General features: G+C 73.8%; 19 protein-coding genes and 1 pseudogene. 13 read left to right on the top strand and 7 right to left on the bottom strand.

Features of this window, described 5'->3' with window-relative positions; genetic code table 11:
• The coding region (locus tag ABD323_RS24010) for a hypothetical protein (RefSeq protein WP_344443989.1) at positions 1–1008 on the top strand (1008 nt) is incomplete at its 5' end.
• An 84-nt stretch (positions 1009–1092) separates the two neighbouring features.
• Here the strand turns inward: ABD323_RS24010 and ABD323_RS24015 are convergent.
• Positions 1093–2469 (bottom strand): glycosyltransferase 87 family protein, encoded by a 1377-nt coding sequence (locus ABD323_RS24015; protein ID WP_344443990.1) that lies wholly within the window; start codon positions 2467–2469, stop codon positions 1093–1095.
• A gap of 190 nt (positions 2470–2659) precedes the next feature.
• Here ABD323_RS24015 and ABD323_RS24020 point away from each other — a divergent pair.
• Positions 2660–3700: pseudogene (locus tag ABD323_RS24020) on the top strand (glycosyltransferase family 4 protein); the annotation flags it as partial.
• Positions 3701–3781: 81 nt separating this feature from the next.
• On the opposite strand, the gene ABD323_RS24025 reads toward ABD323_RS24020, so the two are convergent.
• On the bottom strand, positions 3782–5572 hold the full coding sequence (locus ABD323_RS24025) for an AMP-dependent synthetase/ligase (RefSeq protein ID WP_344443991.1): 1791 nt from the start codon (positions 5570–5572) through the stop codon (positions 3782–3784).
• Positions 5573–5848: 276 nt separating this feature from the next.
• Here ABD323_RS24025 and ABD323_RS24030 point away from each other — a divergent pair, with 276 nt between their 5' ends.
• From ABD323_RS24030 to ABD323_RS24050, 5 genes are all read left to right on the top strand, one after another.
• Complete coding sequence (locus ABD323_RS24030) at positions 5849–6280, top strand: SRPBCC family protein (protein ID WP_344443992.1); 432 nt, start codon at positions 5849–5851, stop codon at positions 6278–6280.
• Positions 6281–6288: 8 nt separating this feature from the next.
• Positions 6289–7467, top strand: coding sequence for an ArsA family ATPase (locus tag ABD323_RS24035; protein WP_344443993.1), 1179 nt, complete (start codon positions 6289–6291; stop codon positions 7465–7467).
• A 90-nt stretch (positions 7468–7557) separates the two neighbouring features.
• Complete coding sequence (locus ABD323_RS24040; protein WP_344443994.1) at positions 7558–7803, top strand: DUF5304 family protein; 246 nt, start codon at positions 7558–7560, stop codon at positions 7801–7803.
• A gap of 190 nt (positions 7804–7993) precedes the next feature.
• On the top strand, positions 7994–8938 hold the full coding sequence (locus tag ABD323_RS24045; RefSeq protein WP_344443995.1) for an ROK family glucokinase: 945 nt from the start codon (positions 7994–7996) through the stop codon (positions 8936–8938).
• A gap of 95 nt (positions 8939–9033) precedes the next feature.
• The gene (locus tag ABD323_RS24050) at positions 9034–9771 is read left to right on the top strand and encodes an endonuclease/exonuclease/phosphatase family protein (RefSeq protein WP_344443996.1); all 738 of its coding nucleotides are present in this window, start codon (positions 9034–9036) and stop codon (positions 9769–9771) included.
• Between the two features lie 53 nt (positions 9772–9824).
• On the opposite strand, the gene ABD323_RS24055 is transcribed toward ABD323_RS24050, so the two are convergent.
• Both ABD323_RS24055 and ABD323_RS24060 read right to left on the bottom strand, forming a co-directional pair.
• Positions 9825–10397 carry a hypothetical protein gene (locus ABD323_RS24055; RefSeq protein WP_344443997.1) on the bottom strand — a complete coding sequence of 191 codons (573 nt, stop codon included), beginning with the start codon at positions 10395–10397 and terminating at the stop codon, positions 9825–9827.
• A gap of 26 nt (positions 10398–10423) precedes the next feature.
• Entirely contained in the window at positions 10424–11197 is a 774-nt protein-coding gene (locus ABD323_RS24060) for an alpha/beta hydrolase (RefSeq protein ID WP_344443998.1), read from the bottom strand.
• 153 nt (positions 11198–11350) lie between these two features.
• Here ABD323_RS24060 and ABD323_RS24065 point away from each other — a divergent pair, with 153 nt between their 5' ends.
• The 3 genes from ABD323_RS24065 (at position 11351) to ABD323_RS24075 (ending at position 14296) form a co-directional block, all read left to right on the top strand.
• Positions 11351–12256, top strand: a complete 906-nt coding sequence (locus ABD323_RS24065) for a lysophospholipid acyltransferase family protein (protein WP_344444017.1) — start codon at positions 11351–11353, stop codon at positions 12254–12256.
• A gap of 118 nt (positions 12257–12374) precedes the next feature.
• Positions 12375–13607 (top strand): MacS family sensor histidine kinase, encoded by a 1233-nt coding sequence (macS, locus tag ABD323_RS24070; RefSeq protein ID WP_344444018.1) that lies wholly within the window; start codon positions 12375–12377, stop codon positions 13605–13607.
• A 35-nt stretch (positions 13608–13642) separates the two neighbouring features.
• On the top strand, positions 13643–14296 hold the full coding sequence (locus ABD323_RS24075) for a response regulator (RefSeq protein ID WP_344444019.1): 654 nt from the start codon (positions 13643–13645) through the stop codon (positions 14294–14296).
• 23 nt (positions 14297–14319) lie between these two features.
• Here ABD323_RS24075 and ABD323_RS24080 read toward each other — a convergent pair whose 3' ends face one another.
• Both ABD323_RS24080 and ABD323_RS24085 read right to left on the bottom strand, forming a co-directional pair.
• The gene (locus tag ABD323_RS24080) at positions 14320–14976 is read right to left on the bottom strand and encodes an NADPH-dependent F420 reductase (protein ID WP_344443999.1); all 657 of its coding nucleotides are present in this window, start codon (positions 14974–14976) and stop codon (positions 14320–14322) included.
• Positions 14977–15098: 122 nt separating this feature from the next.
• Positions 15099–17069 (bottom strand): anthranilate synthase family protein, encoded by a 1971-nt coding sequence (locus ABD323_RS24085; protein ID WP_344444000.1) that lies wholly within the window; start codon positions 17067–17069, stop codon positions 15099–15101.
• Between the two features lie 315 nt (positions 17070–17384).
• Between ABD323_RS24085 and ABD323_RS24090 the strand changes: the two genes are divergently transcribed.
• Positions 17385–18719, top strand: coding sequence for a class II 3-deoxy-7-phosphoheptulonate synthase (locus ABD323_RS24090; RefSeq protein WP_344444001.1), 1335 nt, complete (start codon positions 17385–17387; stop codon positions 18717–18719).
• Positions 18720–18880: 161 nt separating this feature from the next.
• Positions 18881–19183, top strand: coding sequence for a (2Fe-2S)-binding protein (locus tag ABD323_RS24095; protein ID WP_344444002.1), 303 nt, complete (start codon positions 18881–18883; stop codon positions 19181–19183).
• A 5-nt stretch (positions 19184–19188) separates the two neighbouring features.
• Here the strand turns inward: ABD323_RS24095 and bfr are convergent, their stop codons facing one another.
• Positions 19189–19671: a bacterioferritin gene (gene bfr, locus ABD323_RS24100; RefSeq protein ID WP_344444004.1), complete on the bottom strand. Its 483-nt coding sequence runs from the start codon at positions 19669–19671 to the stop codon at positions 19189–19191.
• A 210-nt stretch (positions 19672–19881) separates the two neighbouring features.
• Here bfr and ABD323_RS24105 point away from each other — a divergent pair, with 210 nt between their 5' ends.
• Positions 19882–20511: a sulfite oxidase-like oxidoreductase gene (locus tag ABD323_RS24105; RefSeq protein WP_344444005.1), complete on the top strand. Its 630-nt coding sequence runs from the start codon at positions 19882–19884 to the stop codon at positions 20509–20511.
• Positions 20512–20531 lie beyond the last annotated feature (20 nt).

Raw genomic sequence — 20531 nt, forward strand, 5'->3', positions numbered from 1 at the left:
GAGCGGCTGCTGGCCGCGCCCGCCCAGCAGCTGCGCTCGGGCCGGCTGGCCGGCTCGCCGCTGGCCCAGCTCTCCTACCGGGCCACCGGCCGCGACGACGGCGGCCTGCTCGCCGAGCTCTCCTACCGGCTGCAGGACTACGACACGTACCCGGTGGTCTTCCAGCGGCGCTTCGCGGTGGGCGCCGACGGCTCGCTCGGGGCCGAGGCGGCGGTGGCGGGCACCGTGGCCGCGCCCTGGGACGAGGGCACGGCCCAGCTGGCGCGCGGTACGCACTGCCTGGTGCTCGGCTCGGCCGACCCGGTCGACCTGAGCGCGCTGGCCTCGGTGGCGGACCAGGCGGTGCCGGCGGTCAACGCGCTGTGGGGCACTGACTGGGCGGGCCGGGTGGTGGTCCAACTGCCCGCTACCGAAGCGCAGTTCGCGGCCCTGCTCGGGGTGGCGCCGGACGCCTACCAGGGCATCGCCGCCGTCACCACGGCCGCGGCCGGAGCGCCGGTGCAGACGCCCGCGGACCGGATATCGGTCAACCCGGAGGCGTACCGCCAGCTCAGCGCGCTGGGCCGGCGGGTGGTCAGCACCCACGAGACGACCCACGTCGCCACCCGGGCCGACACCCACCCGTGGACCCCGCTCTGGCTCTCCGAGGGCGTCGCCGACTACACCGGGTACCTGGGCACCGGGCGCACCGCCAAGCAGATCGCCCCGGAGCTGGCCAAGGACGTGGCGGCCGGCCGGACCCCGCAGGCCCTGCCGGTGGACGGCGACTTCGCGGCCGGCTCGCCGGGCATCGCCCAGGCGTACGAGCTGTCCTGGCTGGCCTGCGACCTGATCGCCCGCCGTCACGGGAGGCCGAAGCTGGTCGCCTTCTACCGCGCGGTCGGTGCGGCCGGTCCGGGGGAGGGGCGCGAGCAGCAGCTGGACGCCGTCCTGCGGGCCCAGTTCGGCTACGGGCTGGCGGCCTTCACCCGGGGCTGGGTGAGCGAGACGGTCCGGCAGCTGCGCTGAGCGGGGTCCGCGCCGGTCGGGGTCCGCGCGGGCCGGGGTTCGTACCGGTCGGGGTTCGCGCCGGCCGGGGCCGGGCACGGGGGCTCAGTCCAGCAGGCTCTGCTCGTAGGCGATCCCCGGGCGCACCGGGTAGGCGCTCTCCGGCTCGGTGGGCAGCACCTCGGTGGCCGGCTGCGGGGCCGCGCCGCGGGTGGAGAGCCAGAGCCGGCGGCAGGAGACGATGGTGGCGGCGAGCAGCAGCAGGTTGCGCGCGGCGAGCACCACCACGCCCCAGGGCTGGCTGCTGACGATCTGGCCGAAGATCATCGGGAACTCGATCGTGGTCAGCACGGTGGCCACCAGGACCATCACGGCCACCGGGCGCTGGCTGCTGCCGCGCACCGTCAGGCAGACCGCCGCGATGCCGACCAGCCAGACCATGTACTGCGGGCTGATCACCCGGCTGGTCACGGTGAAGATCAGCAGCGCCGCGAGCGCCGCGTCGTAGGTGGTGGAGGGCTGCCAGCGTCGGGCCCGCAGCCGCCAGTAGAGCAGCCAGCCGAAGCCGACCAGGGTGGCGCCGATGGAGACCTTGGAGATCACCGGGACCCAGGGGCCCAGCAGCTCGACCGAGCCGTAGTTCATCGACACCAGGCCGTGCCAGTCGCCGAACAGCCGGGCGAAGTGCAGCGGCAGCGCGCCCAGCGACTCCACCTCGATGCCGCGGTTGGCCTGGAAGGTGAGGAACTCGAAGGCGCCGTTCATCCCGGCCGCCAGCAGGAAGGCCAGCGCGCTGAGCATGGCGGCCGCGGCCGTCCAGGAGAGCCGGGTGCGCCGGCCGCGCGGGGTGCCGGCCAGGGCCAGCAGCGGCCAGAGCTTGACCAGCCCGCCCAGCCCCAGCAGCATGCCGCCGAGCACCGGGCGGCGCAGCACGATGAGCAGGCCGGCCACCGCCACCGCGGTCACCAGGATGTCGTAGCGGCAGTAGACGGTGGGGCCCAGCAGCGGCACGCCGATCACCCAGACCCAGGCGCCCGCGAAGCTGCGGCCCTTGCGCAGCCCGCTGCGCACCAGCATGCCGATGGCCAGCGTGTCGAAGACGACGCAGAGCACGAAGAAGGAGATCAGGTACGACCACGGCAGCAGGCCCGGCAGCAGCATCACCAGGGCGGCGCCCGGCGGGTACTGCCAGGTCACGTCGTCCATCGGGAAGGTGCCGGTCTGCAGGACCTCGTACCAGCCGTGGTAGATCACCGAGACGTCGGTGGTCACGTCGAGGTTGCTGATCTTGAGGATGCCCGTCACCAGCAGCACCAGCAGTGTGCGGGTGCCGAGCCAGGTGGCGCTGATGCCCCACAGCGCGCCCCTGCCGGGCGCGGGGGGCGTGATCGCCGTGGCTCCCGGTTCGGGGGGTTCGGCCAGGGCGATGCCGCCACTGCCGCCACTGCCGTCCTGACCGGCCGCGCCGTCCTGCGCCAACACCACTGAGCTCCCTCGTTGTCTCGCCACCGACCGGAACCTGACCGACCTGAACCCCCGTCGGCTAGGACAGACTCAGAGAGCAAACGGTTCCGGCCGCTCGTGCCGTTCCCGGTGGGTCGGCATGGTGACCTATGGTACGGATCAGCGCGTGGTGAACCGCGCACCCCCGACCGAGCGAGCCATGGTCAGTATGCCGAAAACCCTCGTCGTCACCAACGACTTTCCCCCGCGCCCAGGCGGAATCCAGCAGTTCGTCCACAACATGGCGGTCCGCCAGCCGGGCGACGACATTGTGGTGTATGCCTCATCCTGGCGGGACGGTGACGAGACGGCCCGCTTCGACGCGGCGCAGCCCTTCGCGGTGATCCGCGATCGTACGACCATACTGCTTCCCACTCCGAGGGTGAGCAGGCGGGCTGCCGAGATCCTGCGCTCCGAGGGCTGCGAGGGCGTCTGGTTCGGCGCCGCGGCCCCGCTGGGCCTGCTGGCGCCCGCGCTGCGCCGGGCGGGCGCGCGGCGCCTGCTGGGGATGACCCACGGTCACGAGGCCGCCTGGGCCCAGCTGCCGCTCTCGCGGCAGATGCTGCGCCGGGTCGGCGAGGGCACCGACGTCCTGACCTACCTGGGGGAGTACACCCGCTCGCGGATCGCCCGCGCGGTGGGTCCGGGACCCGCCGCGCGGATGGTCCAACTGCCGCCGGGGGTGGACGAGAAGGTCTTCCACCCCGACTCGGGCGGCCGCGAGCTGCGCGAGCGGCTGGGGCTGGCCGGCCGCCCGGTGGTGGTCTGCGTCTCGCGCCTGGTGCCGCGCAAGGGGCAGGACACCCTGATCGCCGCCATGCCGCGGATCCTGGCGGCCCAGCCCGACGCCGTGCTGCTGCTGGTGGGCGGTGGTCCCTACCTGCCCGCGTTGCGCCGCCTGGCGCAGGCCCGCGGGGTGTCCGCGGCGGTGCGCTTCACCGGCGCGGTGCCGTGGTCGGAGCTGCCGGCGCACTACGGGGCCGGCGACGTGTTCGCGATGCCGTGCCGGACCCGGCGCGGCGGGCTGGACGTGGAGGGGCTGGGCATCGTCTACCTGGAGGCCTCGGCCACCGGGCTGCCGGTGGTGGCCGGGGACTCCGGTGGGGCGCCGGACGCCGTCCTGGAGGACGAGACCGGGTACGTGGTGCCCGGCGGCTCCGCGGCCGCGGTGGCCGAGCGGATCGTGGCCCTGCTCGGCGACGCGGGGCTGACGGCGCTGCTCGCCGGTTGACCCGTGAGCGCGCCGTCAGCCGTTCGGCGGGCGTGCGGCGGGCGTGCGGCCCGCGTCGCGCTACCGCTGGTAGAGCGCCTCGACCTCGGCCGCGTAGTCCTTCAGCACCACGTTGCGCTTGAGCTTGAGCGAGGGCGTCAGGTAGCCGTTGGCCTCGGAGAAGACGGTGTCCAGGATCCGGAACTTCTTGACCGCCTCGGCGTGCGAGACGGCCTTGTTCCCCTCGTCCACCGCCTCCTGCACGGCGGCCAGCAGCGCCGGGTCCTCGCGCAGCGCGGCCAGGTCGGCCGGCTCGCGGCCGCTCAGCTCCAGCCACCTGGGCAGGAACTCCTCGTCGATGGTGACCAGGCAGGCGATGAACGGCCTGCGGTCGCCCACCACCATCACCTCGCCGATCAGCGGGTGCGCCCGGATCCGGTCCTCGATCACCGCGGGGGCGACGTTCTTGCCGCCGGCCGTGACGATGATCTCCTTCTTGCGGCCGGTGATGGTCAGGTAGCCGTCCTCATCCAGCGAGCCGAGGTCGCCGGTGGCGAACCAGCCCTCGCGCAGCGCCTCGGCGGTGGCGGTCGGGTTGTTCCAGTAGCCGGTGAAGACCTGCGGGCCCTTCAGCAGCACCTCGCCGTCCTCGGCGATCCGGACCGAGGAGCCGGGCAGCGGCTGGCCGACGGTGCCGATCTTCGGCCGGTCGTCCGGGTTGAAGGCGGTGGCCGCGCAGGTCTCGGTCAGGCCGTAGCCCTCCAGGACGGTGAAGCCGATGCCCCGGTAGAAGTGGCCCAGGCGCTCGCCCAGCGGAGCGCCGCCGGAGATCGCGTGGGTGGCCCGGCCGCCGAGCGCCGCCCGCAGCTTGCTGTAGACGAGTCTGTCGAAGACCCTGTGCCGCAGCTTGAGGCCGAGCCCGGCGCCACCCTGGTCCAGCGCGCGGCTGTAGGCGATCGCGGTGTCCGCCGCCCGGTCGAAGATCATGACCTTGCCGGCCGCCTGGGCCTTGGCCCGCGCGGTGTTGTAGACCTTCTCGAAGACCCGCGGCACGCCGAGGATCAGGGTCGGGCGGAACGAGGCGAGCTCGGCGGTGACGTCCTTGATGTCGGCGACGTGGCCGAGCTTGATCGGGGCGATCGCCGCGGCGATCTCGGCGATCCGGCCCAGCACGTGGGCCTGCGGCAGGAAGAGCAGCACCGAGCTCTCGCCGGTGCGGAACAGGTCCGGCATCCGGGCGGTCACGTTGCCCAGCTCGGCCAGGAAGTTGCCGTGGGTGAGCTGACAGCCCTTGGGACGGCCGGTGGTGCCCGAGGTGTAGACGATGGTGGCGATCGAGTCCTCGGTGGGCACCGAGCGCCGCTCGGTGACGGTCGCGTCGGTGACCGCCGCGCCGGCCTCGGCGAGTGCGGTGATCGCGCCCCGCTCGATCTGCCAGGTGTGCTCGAGCTCCGGCAGCCGCTCGCGCACCGACTCGACGACGGCCGCGTGCGAGTCGGTCTCGGTGACCACCGCGACCGCGCCCGAGTCGCCGAGGATCCACTGCACCTGCTCGGCCGAGGAGGTCTCGTAGACCGGCACGGTGATCGCGCCGGCGGACCAGATCGCGAAGTCGAGCAGGGTCCACTCGTAGCGGGTGCGCGACATCACGCCGACCCGGTCACCGGGCGTGACGCCGGAGGCGATCAGGCCCTTGGCGACGCGGTGCACCTCGGCGAGGAACGCGGCGGCGGTGACGTCCTGCCAGGTGCCGTTCAGCTTCCGGCTGAGCACCGCGACACCGGGGTGGTCGGCGGCGTTCTGGTGGACCAGGTCGGAGAGGTTGCCACCGCTCGGTACCTGGTAGCGGGCCGGAAGGCTGAACTCGAGCACTGCTGCTCCTCGTCTGCGACGCTGCGGGACGGCAGGACGTTACTGTCCGGTAGGGGGATTCGGGTAGAGGAATCGGGCGCGATGTCTGAAGTGTCACATCCGGAGCGCGCCGCTGATCGTTTCGATCCGCACCCTACGTCAGCGCGTGGGTGACCCGCCGGTAGGGCGGTCACCACCCGTGGACCCTGCGGCCCACCGGGCCGCGATAGCCTTCCAGGGCACCTGACGATCGCAGGGCACCTGACGAGTGGCACGGGACAACGCGGAGGCCCACCCATGGCGGAACACACCAGGTCGAGCATCGTCATCGAGGCGACGGCGGCCGAGGTGATGACGGTGATCGCCGACTTCGAGGCCTACCCGCAGTGGACCGGTGAGGTCAAGGAGATCGAGGTGCTGGGCCGCACCGAGCAGGGCCGGGCCACCGAGGTGCGGCTGCTGCTGGACGCCGGGGCGATCCGCGACGAGCACGTGCTCGCCTACACCTGGGACGACGACCGGCTGGTCTCCTGGACCCTGGTCAAGAGCCAGATGCTGCGCTCGCTGGACGGCTCGTACGCGCTCGCGCCGGCCGCCGGCGGCACCGAGGTGACGTACCAGCTGGCCGTGGACGTCAAGATCCCGATGCTCGGCATGATCAAGCGCAAGGCCGAGAAGGTCATCATCGACCGCGCGCTGGCCGGTCTGAAGAAGCGCGTCGAGGGCTGATCGCCGCGATGGGGGCCGAGGCGGGGACGCCCACGCGCACGGTACTGGTGACCGGCGACGCCGCGGCCGTCCCGGCGGTGGCCGCCGCGACCGCGCTGCACGCCGCCCGGCGCGGCCTGCGCACGCTGCTGCTGGCTGCCGACGACCCGCACCGGCAGGTGGACGACCTGCTCGGCACCCGGCTCGGCGAGGGCCCCGCGCCGGTGGAGGACGGCCTGTGGGCCACCCGGATCGACGAGCAGGCCGCCTTCCGGCAGGCCGCCGTCGCCCTGGAGGGCCGCCTGCGCACCGGCTTCGACCTGCTGGGCGTGGACCCGCTGGAGCCCGACGAGCTGACCGCGCTGCGCGGCGCCCTCCCGCTGAGCGGCGGCGCGGCGAGCGCCTGGGACCTGGTGGTGGCCGCCGCCCCGCCGCCCGCCGAGCTGACCGCGGCGCTCGCGCTGCCCGAGCAGCTGGACCGCTACCTGTCCCGCTTGCTGCCCGAGCAGCGGCAGGCCGCCCGGGCGCTGCGCCCGCTGCTGGCGGCGTTCGCCGGGGTGCCGATGCCCGCCGACTGGATGTACGGCGCCCGCGCCTGGGCGGCGGGCGAACTGGCCGCCGCCCGCCGGGTGGTCGAGTCGCCGGGGACCTCGGTGCGCCTCGCCGTGGAGGCGGGGTCCTGCGCGCCGAACGCGCTGCGCCGGGCGGCCGCGGGTCTGGCCCTGTTCGGGCACCGGCTGGACGCGGTGGCCGTGCACCGGGCGCTGCCGGCGGCCGCGCTCGACTCCGCCGACCCCTGGCTGGCCGGGCAGGCCAAGCGCGAGCAGGAGCGGCTGGAGCGGATCGCGCTGGGCGTGCCGCTGCTGAGGGCCGACCAGTCGGCCGAGGACCTGCCGGCGCTGGCCGCCCAGCTGTACGGCGACACCGCGGGACCCGCGGCCACCCAGGCCTGGCCGTGGAGTGCCGAGGACCGGCTGGCCGAGGACGGTGTGCTGATCTGGCGGCTGGCCGCCCCCGGCGCCGAACGGGCCGATCTGGAGCTGGTGCGGCGCGGCGACGAGCTGGTGGTCGGCCTCGGCCCGTACCGTCGGATCCTGCCGCTGCCGGCCGCGCTGCGTCGTTGCACGGTGGCCGGTGCGGCCCTGCGGGACGGGGAGCTGACGTTGCGCTTCGCCCCGGACCCCGACCTCTGGCCGCGGGGGCGGTAGGGCCGGTCGGAGCGGCCCCGGCACCCGGTAGCGTCGTAGGCCGACAAGCCGGGGCGTAGAACGCGCCTGCGGCTGAGGGAGGCGTGCGTCATGAACAGTTCAGATCCTGTCGACAACCCACTGGTCGACGAGGTGCGCAAACTGGCCTCCGCGGTGGGCGCGCAGGCCGAGCAGGCCGTCGGCCGCCTGCGGGCCGACCACCCCGAGGTCTTCCAGCACCTGGCCGCGGCCGGGAGCGAGCTGCTCGCCGCCTACCGGGCCGCGGTGGCCGGCCACGAGCGGCGCTGGTCGGCCCCCGAGAGCGCGGCCTCCGAACGCATCGACCTGGACGGCTGAGGCCGCCGTCCGTCCGCTACCCAGCGGGGTCCGGCTGCTACCGACGGGATCGAATCGTACGACTTTTGAAGCCTTCTGGCGGGGTTCACTGCGCCTTGTCTTCGGATAATGTATGGCCAGATGTGTGACGGGAGCACGGCCGGGCGGATTCCTTCCGCTCATCGGGCACGAGCGAATGACTGAGGACCACATGGCTCTGACCATCGGCGTCGATGTCGGCGGCACCAAGATCGCGGCCGGGGTGGTCGACGAGACCGGCGCGATCCTGGCCCGGACCAGGGTGCCCACGCCGGCCGACCCGCAGTGGGCGGTCGACGCCATCGCCCAGGCCGTGCGCGAGCTCAAGGAGCAGTACGGCGACGTCGCCGCGGTGGGCGTGGGCGCCCCGGGCTTCGTCGACCGGGACCGCTCCACGGTGATCTTCGCGCCCAACATCGACTGGGAGAACGAGCCGCTGCGCACCCGGATCGAGGAGCTCACGGGCCTGGGCACCGTGGTGGAGAACGACGCCAACTGCGCGGCCTGGGCCGAGTTCCGCTTCGGTGCCGCGGCCGAGCACACCGACATGGTGCTGATCACCGTGGGCACCGGGATCGGCGGCGGCATCGTGCTGGACGGGCGGCTGCAGCGCGGCCGGTTCGGCGTGGCCGGCGAGATCGGCCACCTCAACATGGTCCCCGACGGCCTGCTCTGCGGCTGCGGCGGCCGGGGCTGCTGGGAGCAGTACGCCTCGGGCCGCGCGCTGCGCCGCTACGGACGCGAGGGCGCGGCCGCGGACCCGGTGGCGGGCAAGCGGATGCTGGAGCTCAACGACGGCGTGGCCGAGACCATCCGCGGCATCCACATCACCGAGGCGGCCGAGGACGGCGACCCGCTGGCCCTGGAGTGCTACGACGAGGTGGCCGACTGGCTCGGCCGCGGCATGGCCGACCTGGCGGCGCTCTTCGACCCGGGCGTCTTCGTGCTCGGCGGCGGGGTCTCCGACTCCGGCCGGCTGCTGCTCGACCCGGTGGCCAAGGCCTTCGACCGGTACCTGACCGGCGGGGTGCACCGCCCGCGCGCCGAGGTGGTGCTGGCCTCGATGGGCTCGGCGGCGGGCATCGTGGGCGCCGGCGACCTGGCCCGCACGCTCTGACACCACGTCATGTCCTCTGCGGCGCGCGGCCGGTGGGTGCCCGTCCGCGGCCGCGGGCACCGGCCGCGCGCCGGTGCGGCGGGTAGGCTGTCGGGGTGAGCCTCGACCTGCCGACCTCCGGTCCCGAGCCCGACGGCGCCGAGCGGGTGCGGGTGCTGACCTACAACATCCGCTCGCAGCGCGACGACCGGGCCGCCCTGGTGCGGGTCATCCGGGCCTGCGAGCCGGACCTGATCTGCGTGCAGGAGTCCCCGCGCTACTGGCGTCCCGAGGGACAGGCGGCCTGGCTGGCCCGGCGGACCGGCACCGTGATCCTCTCCGGGGGCGGGCGGGCCACCGCCGGGCCGCTGCTGCTCGGGCGCCCGCGGGTGCAGGTGCTCAGCCGGCACGACGTGTTGCTGCGCAAGCGTCGCGGACTGTACGCCCGGGGCTTCGCCACCGCGGTGGTGCGGATCGGCCGGAGCGCGCCGTTCGCCCTGACCAGCTGCCACCTGAGCACCGAGGCCGCCGAGCGCTTCGAGCAGTTCCAACTGCTGCCGGGGCAGGCGGTCGGCCGGGCCCACTCGGTGATCGCCGGCGACTTCAACGAGGAGCCCCAGGCGCCCGGGTGGCGCTGGCTCGCCGAGCGCTACCAGGACGGCTACGCCCTCGCGCGCTGGGGGGCCGACTACATCGCGCGCCCGGGCAACCCGATCCAGCGGCTGGACGCGGTCTTCGCCTCACCCGGGGTCGCCGTGCTGGCCTGCGGCATCCCCCCACTGCCCCGCGCCGACCTGCTGGCGGCCGCCGACCACCTCCCGGTCCTCGCCGTGCTCCGCGTGCCGGCCGCCTGAGCCGCCGCCCCGGAACCGGCCGGTCCCGGGGCGCGCCGCGCGCGGGGCGGCCGTCAGACGACCGCGCCGCCGTGGGGGTCGTGGGGCTCGTCGGGGTCGCGGTCCTTCATGCGGACGATCAGGGTGGTGAAGCCGCCGAGGAAGGCGGTCATGCCCACCCAGGCCGGCCAGCCGGCCACCTCGCGCCAGACCAGGGCGTCGAAGAGCAGCAGGGCCGGGCCGCCCAGGGCCGCGATCCAGGCGAACTTGGCGGTGGTGTCGCCCACCGGCAGCGGGGGCGGCTCCGGCGGGACGTAGTGGCCCTCGTCCGGGTCCTCGGCGCCCTCCCAGTCGCGCGGGCCGGCGGGGACGGTGGATCCCTCCGGCGTCGAGCCGGCGGGGGAGGGGGCGGCCGGGCGCGGGCGCGGCTGCGGGGAGAAGCCGGCCAGGTCGTTCCTGGCCCGCAGGTTCTCGATCTCCGGCCAGTTCGGCTTGGTCAGGTCGACCGGATCGTCGAACTGGGCGACCAGCTCCGCGAAGATCGCGTCGTGCTCGGCCTGGCTGCCGGGCGCGGGGGCCGGGGGCTGCTCGGTGGGCGTGCGGCGGTCCTCGTCGTCGCCCGCGGTGTCGTTCTCGTGCTCCTGCACTGCCGGCCCTTCAGTCCTGTTGGCCCTCAGCCCTGATGGTCTGCGGCCTTCGCTACCGCAGACAACCGCCGGACGAACCCGAGGGATTCCTCGAAGATCAGTTCGGCGTCGTGGTCGAGCGTCGCCACGTGGTAACTGCGCTCGCACAGCCGCTCCGTCACATCGACCGAGGATATCCGGGAGAGCACCAGGGCGGAGTTCGCCGGCGAGACCACGTGGTCCTGCGGGCTGCGCAGCAGCAGCACCGGCTGGGCGACCCGCGGCAGGGCGCGCTGCACCTCGCGCCACAGCCGGCTCAGTGACCAGAGCGCGTGGCCGGGCATCCGGGCGTAGCCCAGCTCGGTGGCGCCCGGCAGCGCGATGTCGTCGACGATCCCGGGCAGGCTCGGCACCACGTGGCGCAGCACCGGCAGCAGGGCGGTGGCGGGATGGTCGGAGCGCACCGAGGGGTTCACCACGACCACGCCGGCCACCAGGTCGCCGTGCTCGGCGGCCAGCCGCAGCGCGAGGCCCCCACCCATCGACAGGCCGAAGACGAAGACCTGCTCGCACTCCTCGGACAGCCGCAGCAGCTCGCGCGAGACCTCCGCGTACCAGTCCTCCCAGCGGGTCACCTGGAGGTCCTGCCAGCGCGTCCCGTGGCCGGGCAGCAGCGGCAGCGAGACGGTCAGGCCGGCCGCGGCCAGGTACTCGGCCCACGGGCGCAGGGACTGCGGGGAGCCGGTGAATCCGTGGCAGAGCAGGACGGCGACCGGCCCGCCGCGGTGGCGGTACGGCTCGGCGCCGGGCAGCGGCGGCATGCTGGGCTCCTCAGGGGGGCGTGCGCGGTCGGGAGCCGCATCGTCCCACGGGCGCGGCGGCCCGTACACCCCCTCTGGTGCACGGCGGGAGCCGTCGGGGCATTAGGATCGACCGGTCTGCAATACAGGAGGTCCGGGTTGTTCTACCGACTGATGAAGATCATCGTCGCCCCTCTGCTCCGGATCTTCTTCCGGCCCTGGATGGAGGGCGCGGAGAACATCCCCGACGAGGGCGCCGCGATCATCGCGAGCAACCACCTCTCCTTCTCGGACTCGTTCTTCCTGCCCGCCCTGATGAAGCGTCGGGTGACGTTCATCGCCAAGGCGGAGTACTTCAACACCCCCGGCCTCAAGGGCCGGCTGACCGCCGCCTTCTTCAAGGGCGTCGGCCAGCTCCCGGTGGACCGCTCCGGGGTGCGCGGGGCCGGTGAGGCGGCGATCCGCAGCGCGGTGGCGGTGATCGACCGCGGCGAGCTGTTCGGCGTCTACCCCGAGGGCACCCGCTCGCCCGACGGCAAGCTCTACCGCGGCAAGGTCGGGGGCCTGGCGCGGGTGGCGCTGGCCACCGGCGTGCCGGTGATCCCGGTGGCGATGATCGACACCGAGAAGGTGCAGCCGCCGGGCCAGGTGGTGCCCAACTTCGGCATCCGCCCCGGCATCCGGATCGGCCGCCCGCTGGACTTCTCCCGCTACCAGGGCATGGAGAACGACCGCTTCATCCTGCGCTCGGTCACCGACGAGGTGATGTACGAGATCATGCGGCTCTCCGGCCAGGAGTACGTGGACGTCTACGCGACCGCCGCCAAGCGGCAGATCGCCGAGGACAAGAAGCGGGCCGACGCCGACCGGCGGGCCGAGCAGCGCGCCGAGCGGGCTGCCGAGCGGGCCGCGGAGGCCGCCGAGAAGGCGGCCGAGAAGGCGGTCGAGGCGGCGAAGAACGCCGAGGAGAAGGCGGCCGAGGCGGCGCAGGCGGCCGCCGAGAAGGAGCGGCTGGGCCACGAGAAGGCCGCCTCCGAGCTGCCGGGCGCACCGAAGAAGTCGGAGCAGGGCGACTCCTGACGGGGTCGCACGGGGGGCCGGGCGCCGCGCGGGGACGGCGACCCGGGCAGGGCGGTCGAGGGGGACGACGGTGGCGGTGCTGCGCAGCGGCCCGGACGGCGCGGTGGGCGCCGGCGGCATGTCCGTCGAGCTGCCGCTGTGGCGGGCCATCAGCTGGTTCCGGGTGCTGGCGCTGGCCTACGCGCTGGCCCGCTACGCGGCGGCCTACCAGCACTTCCGCCACCCGGTGTCGGGCTGGATCTACCTGGGCGCGCTGGTGGTCTGGACGCTGGCCACGCTGCGCGCCTTCGGCGGGCCGGCCCGCTGCACCTGGCCGGTGCTGGCGGTGGACCTGCTGATGTCGGTCACCGGCGTGGTGATGAGCGGGATGATCGACACGCCCGAGCGGATCGCCCACGGCGCCGCCACGCTGCCCACCATCTGGGCGGCCGGCAGCGTGCTGGGCTGCGCGGGCAAGGGCGGCTGGCGCCCGGCCGCGGTCTGCGGGCTGGTGATCGGGGCCGCGAACATCGCCGGGCACGGCGGGTTCACCGTGGACAGCGTGCACAACATCGTGCTGCTGATGGTGACCGGCTGCGCGATCGGTTACGTGATCGAGCTGGCCCGGGCGAGCGAGGCCACCCTGACCCAGGCACTGCAGGTCGAGGCGGCCACCCGCGAGCGCGAGCGGCTCTCGCGCGACATCCACGACGGCGTGCTCCAGGTGCTCGCCCTGGTGCAGCGCCAGGCGGGCCCGCTGGACGGCGAGCTCGGGGCGCTGGGACGGCTGGCCGGCGAGCAGGAGCGGGCGCTGCGCTCGCTGATGACCGGCGCCGGCCCGGGTCCGGCCGCCGGGCCCGGGGCGGGTCGAACGGCTGCGGGCTGGACCGGGCCGGGGTGGACCGGGCCGGGTGGCAGCGTGCCGGGAGCGGCGCTGCCCCGGCAGCGGGACGCCGCGCCCGGCGCCGCGGCGGCCGAACGGGTCGACCTGCGCGCGCTGCTGGCCCGCCACACCGCCGAGCGGGTCACCCTCTCGGCGCCCGCCACCCCGGTCGAGCTGCCGGCGGCCACCGCCGGTGAGCTGGCGGCGGCGGTGGGCGCGGCGCTGGACAACGTCCGCCGGCACGCCGGGCCCACCGCCCGGGCCTGGATCCTGCTGGAGGACGAGCCGCAGGCGGTGACGGTCAGCGTGCGCGACGACGGCCCGGGCTGCCCGGCCGGGCGGCTGGAGCAGGCCCGTGGCGAGGGGCGGCTCGGGGTGACCCAGTCGATCCAGGGCCGGCTGCGGGACCTCGGTGGCAGCGCGGAGGTCTTCTCCAGGCCCGGCGAGGGTGTGGAGGTCGAGATGCGAGTGCCTCGGGAGGGGTTGTGACGCAGGCAGGAGCGCCGGGTACGCCGCTGCGGGTGATGGTGGTGGACGACCACCCGATGTGGCGCGAGGCGGTCTCCCGGGACCTGGCCGACGCCGGCTTCGAGGTGGTGGCCACCGCCGGCGACGGCGAGCAGGCGGTGCGCCGGGCCCGGGCGACGGCGCCGCAGGTGATCGTGCTGGACCTGAACCTCCCGTTGCTCCCCGGGGTCGAGGTCTGCCGCCAGGTGGTGGCGCACGATCCGGGGACGCGGGTGCTGGTGCTCTCCGCCAGCGGCGAGCACGCCGACGTGCTGGAGGCGGTCAAGTCCGGCGCCACCGGGTACCTGGTGAAGTCGGCGGGGCGTGAGGAGTTGCTGGCGGCGGTGCGCCGCACGGCGGCCGGTGACCCGGTCTTCACCCCGGGGCTGGCCGGCCTGGTGCTCGGCGAGTTCCGCCGGCTGGCGAGCGAGCCGGCGGCCCCGGCCGGGTCGGGCGCGGGGCAGCCGGCCGTGCCGCAGCTGACCCCGCGCGAGACCGAGGTGCTGCGGATGGTCGCCAAGGGTCTGTCGTACCGTCAGATCGCCGACCGCCTGGTGCTCTCGCACCGCACCGTGCAGAACCACGTGCAGAACACCCTGGGCAAGCTCCAGCTGCACAACCGGGTCGAGCTGGTCCGCTACGCCATCGAGCGCGGACTGGACGACCGGTAGGGCCCGTTCGACCGGGGCAGACCCTAGCGGGCGCCCTGGATGCCGTAGTTGAAGTCGGTGTGCCCGTAGTGCCGCATCAGGCTGAGCCAGAACGGCATCAGCATCTCCATCCCGCGGGCCGCCTGGATGCCGCCGAGGTCGACGATGTCGGCGGCCGGCCAGCCGAACGTCTCCAGCAGCGCGACCACCTCGGCCTTGGCGCCGGCGTCCTCGCCCGCGACGAAGAGCTGGTGGTGCCCCGGCACCCGGGTGGGGTCGACCATGACGGGCGCGGCCAGCGTGTTGAGGGTCTTGACCACCCGGGCCTCGGGGAAGGCGCGCTGGATCCGCTCGCCGACGCTGTCGGTGTTCACCGGGTCCAGGCTCACCTGGCCGTCGGGGGAGAAGACCAACGGGTTCGAGACGTCGATCAGGACCTTGCCCGCCAGCGACGCCGCGCCCGCCGCCTCCAGCGCGAGCAGCGCGACGGTGCCCGAGGTCGCGTTGACGATCAGTTCGCCGAAGGCCGCGGCCTGCTCGAAGTCGCCGCCGTGGGCGAGCGGTCCGGCCTCCTGGGCCCAGGTCCGCACCGCCGGGTTGGCGCTGCTGCGGGAGCCGAGCATGACCTCGTGGCCCAGGGCGAGCAGCTTGCCGGCCAGCGTCTGTCCGACGGTTCCGGTGCCGATGATTCCGATTCGCATGGGGCTCATTGTGCCCCCGGGGAGCGTGAGTTGCCGGGATTAACGGTGGCCCGCGGCACGGCGCCGGGTCACCTCGGGGGAGCGTCCCCGCGGTGACCCGGCGGTAGCCGGGCGCCGGCCGTTCAGCGCGTGGCCGGCACCGCGCTGCGCAGCAGGTCGGCGACCACGCCGACGCCGTCGCGGCTGAGCACCGACTCGGGGTGGAACTGGATGCCGGCGAAGCCGGGACCGCGCACGGCGTGCACGTCGCCGGTGAGCGGGTCGCGGGCGACCTCGACGCCGTCCAGGGCCAGCCGGGTGGCGTCGGGCTCGGTGCAGCGGGCGGTGAAGGTGTTGTAGAAGCCGACCGTCTGCGCGGTGCCGAAGAGGTCGATGCTCTCCTGGGCGCCCTGGTAGACCTGCGCCTTGCGCTGCAGGGGCAGGCCCAGCTCGGCGCAGAGCAGCTGGTGGCTCAGGCAGACCGCCAGCAGCGGGGCGGTGCGCTCCCCGGAGCGGGTGGCGGCCAGCGCCCCGGCGACGATCGGGCGCAGCAGGGCCATCTTCGGGTCGGCCGGGTCGGCCGGGTCGCCCGGGCCGGGGCCCAGCACCAGCGGGCCGCGGTGCGCGGCCACCCGCTCGCCCAGCCCGGGGACGTCGTAGCGCAGCACCGAGACCTGGTGGCCCAGCGAGCGCAGCAGGTGGGCGAGCATCGCGGTGAAGGTGTCCTCGCCGTCGACCACCAGGGTCTCCAGCGGCTCGCGGACCGCGACCTGCTGCTGCAGCCGCAGCCAGAACGGCGCCAGGTCGGCCCGGCGGGAGTCCAGCGCGGCCTGCACCCGGTGGTCGTCGGCCAGTCGCGGGCTGCCGCCGCGCCCGTGCGGGCGCACCGGCGCCGGGCGGGCGCCGAGCGCGGCCAGCACGCCGGCCGCCTTGGCGTGCGTCTCGGCCACCTCCGAGGCGGGGTCGGAGTGCCGCACCAGGGTGGCGCCGACCCGGACCACCAGCTGCCCGGTGGCGGGGTCGATGTCGGCGGTGCGGATGCAGATCGGCGAGTCCAACTGCTGGCTGCCGCTGGCCGATCGGCCGATCAGGGCGAGCGCGCCCGCGTAGTAGCCGCGCCCGCTGCCCTCGTAGCGGCGGATCACCCGGGTCGCGTTCTCCACCGGGCTGCCGGTGACGGTGGCCGCGAACATGGTCTCCCTGAGGACCTCGCGCACGTCCATCGAGGTGCGCCCGCGCAGCTCGTACTCGGTGTGCGCCAGGTGCGCCATCTCCTTGAGCCGCGGTCCCAGCACCTGGCCGCCCAGGTCGCCGACCGTGCACATCATCTTCAGTTCCTCGTCGACCACCATGGTGAGCTCCTCGAGCTCCTTGGGGTCGCGCAGGAAGGTGAGCAGCGAGTCGAGGGTCGGGCCGCCGGCCGGATAGCGGTAGGTGCCGGAGATCGGGTTCATCACCACCGTCCCGCCGCTCTGGCGGACGTGCACCTCGGGCGAGGCGCCGACCAGCACGCGGTCGCCGGTGTGCACCAGGAAGGTCCAGTACGCGCCGCGCTCCTGGTCCAGCAGGCGCCCGAACAGGCTCAGCGCGAGGTCGACGGAGAAGTCCTCCAGGGTGGCCCGGAAGTCGCGGCGGATGACGAAGTTGGCGCCCTCGCCGCTGCCGATCTCCTCGCGGATCACCTGCTCGACGATCCCGGCGTACCGCTCGTCGTCCAGGTCGAACCCGCCGCCGGTCAGCGTGACCGGCTCCTGCGGCAGCGCGGCCAGCAGCTCGGGCAGCGGCAGCGCGTACTGCTCGGCCACCGCGATCGCCTGCAGCGGGGTGCCGTCGTCGTGCGCCTCGAAGCCGCGCTCGCGGATCTGCCGGAAGGGCACCAGCGCGAGCAGGTCGTGCCGGGGCAGGCCGCCGGCCGGCGCGCCGGTGGGCAGCGGCAGGTCGGCGAGGGTGTCGTACCGGCCGACCTCGCCGAGCAGGATCTCGACGGTGTCGGGGGCCAGCCGGGGCGCCCGCCGGTGCAGCAGCGCGAAGGCGGGGGCACCCGGCGCGCGGAGCCGGGCGAGCAGCTGCTCGATCGCCACCGCGGTGGGGGCGTCGGAAGTGGGACTGGTCACGTGCGGCTTCCTTCCGAGAAGGCGGTCAGGGTCGGTGGTACCGGTCCGCTGTGCCGGGAGGCCGGGGGCGTCTCGAAACGCCGACGGCCGCCCCGAGGGGCGGCCGTCGTGGCGTCAGGGACGCGCGATCAGTGGGCCACCTCGGGGATGGTCCACCACCAGGAGAAGGTGTGCGGCGCGTTCATGGGGGCGACAGTAACGGATCGTCCGGTGGGTGGGAGCGGCGTGGTCGCCCGACCGCGGAAATGTCCGTCCGGTGTCTCACCCACCGGGCAATGGTCACAATTCGCGGGCGGCACCCCGTAGCCTGGCTGCGTGACCGTGAACAATCTCCACTCCTGGCAGTCCCTGCCCGCGGCGCAGCAGCCTGAATGGCCGGACCCTGAGGCGCTGCGCACCGCTCTTGCGGACCTCGCCTCGTATCCGCCGCTCGTCTTCGCCGGCGAGTGCGACCAGCTGCGCGCCCGGCTGGGAGCCGTCGCGCGTGGTGAGGCGTTCCTGCTCCAGGGCGGCGACTGCGCCGAGGCCTTCGACGGCGTGTCGGCGGAGCACATCCGCAACAAGCTGAAGACCCTGCTGCAGATGGCCGCGGTGCTGACCTACGCCGCCTCCGTGCCGGTGGTCAAGGTCGGCCGGATCGCGGGGCAGTACTCCAAGCCGCGCTCCAAGCCGACCGAGACCCGCGACGGCGTCACCCTGCCGGTCTACCGCGGCGACTCGGTGAACGGCTTCGACTTCACCCCCGAGTCCCGCCGCCCGGACCCCGAGCGCCTGAAGCGGATGTACAACGCCTCCGCCGCCACGCTCAACCTGGTGCGCGCCTTCACCACCGGTGGTTACGCCGACCTGCGCCAGGTGCACGCCTGGAACCAGGACTTCGTGCGCAACTCGCCCGCCGGGCAGCGCTACGAGCGCCTCGCCAAGGAGATCGACAACGCGCTGAGCTTCATGCAGGCGTGCGGGGTCGCTCCCGAGGAGTTCAAGACGGTCGAGTTCTTCTCCTCGCACGAGGCGCTGGTGCTCGACTACGAGACCGCCCTGACCCGGGTGGACTCGCGCACCGGTGACCTGTACGACGTCTCGGGCCACATGGTCTGGATCGGCGAGCGCACCCGCCAGCTGGACGGGGCGCACATCGAGTTCGCCTCCCGGATCCGCAACCCGATCGGCGTCAAGCTCGGCCCCACCACCACGGTGGACGAGGCGCTGACCCTGATCGAGCGGCTCGACCCGGAGCGCGAGCCCGGCCGGCTCACCTTCATCACCCGGATGGGTGCGGGCAAGGTCCGCGACCACCTGCCCACCCTGGTGGAGAAGGTCACCGCCTCGGGCGCGCAGCCGGTCTGGATCTGCGACCCGATGCACGGCAACACCTTCGAGGCCGGGACCGGCCACAAGACCCGCCGCTTCGACGACGTGCTCGACGAGGTCAAGGGCTTCTTCGAGGTGCACCGCGCGCTGGGCACCCACCCGGGCGGCATCCACGTGGAGCTGACCGGTGACGACGTGACCGAGTGCGTCGGCGGTGGCGACGAGGTGCTGGTCGACGACCTGCACCAGCGCTACGAGACGGCCTGCGACCCGCGGCTCAACCGCAGCCAGTCGCTGGACCTCGCCTTCCTGGTGGCGGAGATGTACCGCGGGCACTGATCCGCGGTGACGCTGTGACGTACGCCCCTCCGAGGACCGGCGATCCGGACTCGGAGGGGCTTTTTCGTACCCGGATTGCCGGGTAAGGTAAGGCTTAGCTGGCAAGGCAGGGCCAGACCGCGGGGCGCCGTGCGCCCCTCCGAGGACCGGGAGAGACCGCGATGTACGTGTGCATGTGCCATGCGGTCACCGAGGACCAGGTCCGGCGCGCGATCGACGCGGGCGCCGACTCCCCGCGCCGGATAGCCCAGGGCTGCAAGGCCGGCACCGACTGCGGATCCTGCGTGCGCCGCATCCAGGCGCTGCTGGGGGAACACGGCGCGCGCCCGTGCCCGACCGCGCGGCTGGCCGCCAAGCTCGGCCTCGCCGAGCCGGACGCCAACCGTGAGGACAACCTGCCCCTGGCGGCCCAGCCGGTGCTCGCGCTGGTGCCGGACGCGGACCCGGCGCGCCGCAGCGCCTGAGCGGGTCAGGAGCCCTCGGGCTGCTCGATCAGCTGCGCGATGTAGAGCGCCTCGCCCAGCTTCTCGACCAGTTCGAGCTGGGTGTCGAGGTAGTCGATGTGGTGTTCCTCGTCGGCCAGGATGGACTCGAAGATGTTGGCCGAGGTGACGTCGTTCTTGGCCCGCATCACCACGATGCCGCGCCGCAGCCGGTCGATCGCCTCGACCTCGACCTGGCGGTCCGCCTCGAACATCTCCTTGACCGTCTGGCCGATCCGGACGTGGAAGAGCCGCTGGTAGTTGGGCAGGCCGTCCAGGAAGAGGATCCGGTCGGTGAGGACCTCGGCGTGCTTCATCTCGTCGAAGGACTCGTGCCGGGTGTACTTGGCGAGCTTGGTCCAGCCGAAGTTCTCCTGCATCTTCGCGTGCAGGAAGTACTGGTTGATCGCGGTCAGCTCGGCGGTGAGCTGCTCGTTGAGGAACTCGATGACCTCGGGGTCGCCCTTCATGGCGTGCCTTCCTGCCGTGCGGATGGGGCCGGCTGGAACCGGTTGGACGCATGGTGGCACCGCTATGGGTGATATTTCCAGTAAGTTCACACTCACTCTGGTATGTGTCCGATCGGATGCTTTTCGGGCGATTCATCCGGCTGGTGGGGGCGTGCGGAGGCGACAAGGGGCGTGCGCCGAGGATCGCCCGCCGTCTGTCACCATGGAGTCATGGGTCAGTCCGAACAAGAACGAACGCCGCCCGCTGACCCCAGGCTCCCGCCCGGCCAGCGGCTGCAGCGCGGCTGGCCCGTCCTGCACTACGGCCCGGTGCCCCGCTTCAAGCCGCTGACCTGGGACTTCCAGGTGTTCGGGGCGACCGCCTCGGCCGAGAAGCAGAGCTGGGACCACGCCGGCCTGCACGCGCTGCCGCGCACCACGGTCCAGGCCGACCTGCACTGCGTGACCCGCTTCTCGATGCTCGACAGCGAGTGGAGCGGCGTGTCGGGCGCCACCGTCCTCGACCTGGTCCCGCCCGCGCCCGAGGTCAGCCACGTGATGGTCTGGGCCGAGTACGGCTACAGCGCCAACCTGCGCCTGGCCGACTTCGCCGACCCGCGTACGCTCTTCGCCACCCACCGCAACGGCGAGCCGCTGACCCTGGAGCACGGGTTCCCGCTGCGGCTGGTCGTGCCGCAGCTCTACGCCTGGAAGGGCCCCAAGTGGGTGCGCGCGGTGGAGTACATGCGGGCCGACCGGCGCGGCTTCTGGGAGGAGCGCGGCTACCACAACCGCGCCGACCCGTGGAGCGAGCAGCGCTACTCCTACCAGGAGGAGCCGGGCGACGGCCCGCTGCGCTGACGCCGCCCGCCCCCGCCTCC

The sequence above is a fragment of the Kitasatospora nipponensis genome, assembly GCF_039528135.1.
Lineage (GTDB): Bacteria > Actinomycetota > Actinomycetes > Streptomycetales > Streptomycetaceae > Kitasatospora > Kitasatospora nipponensis.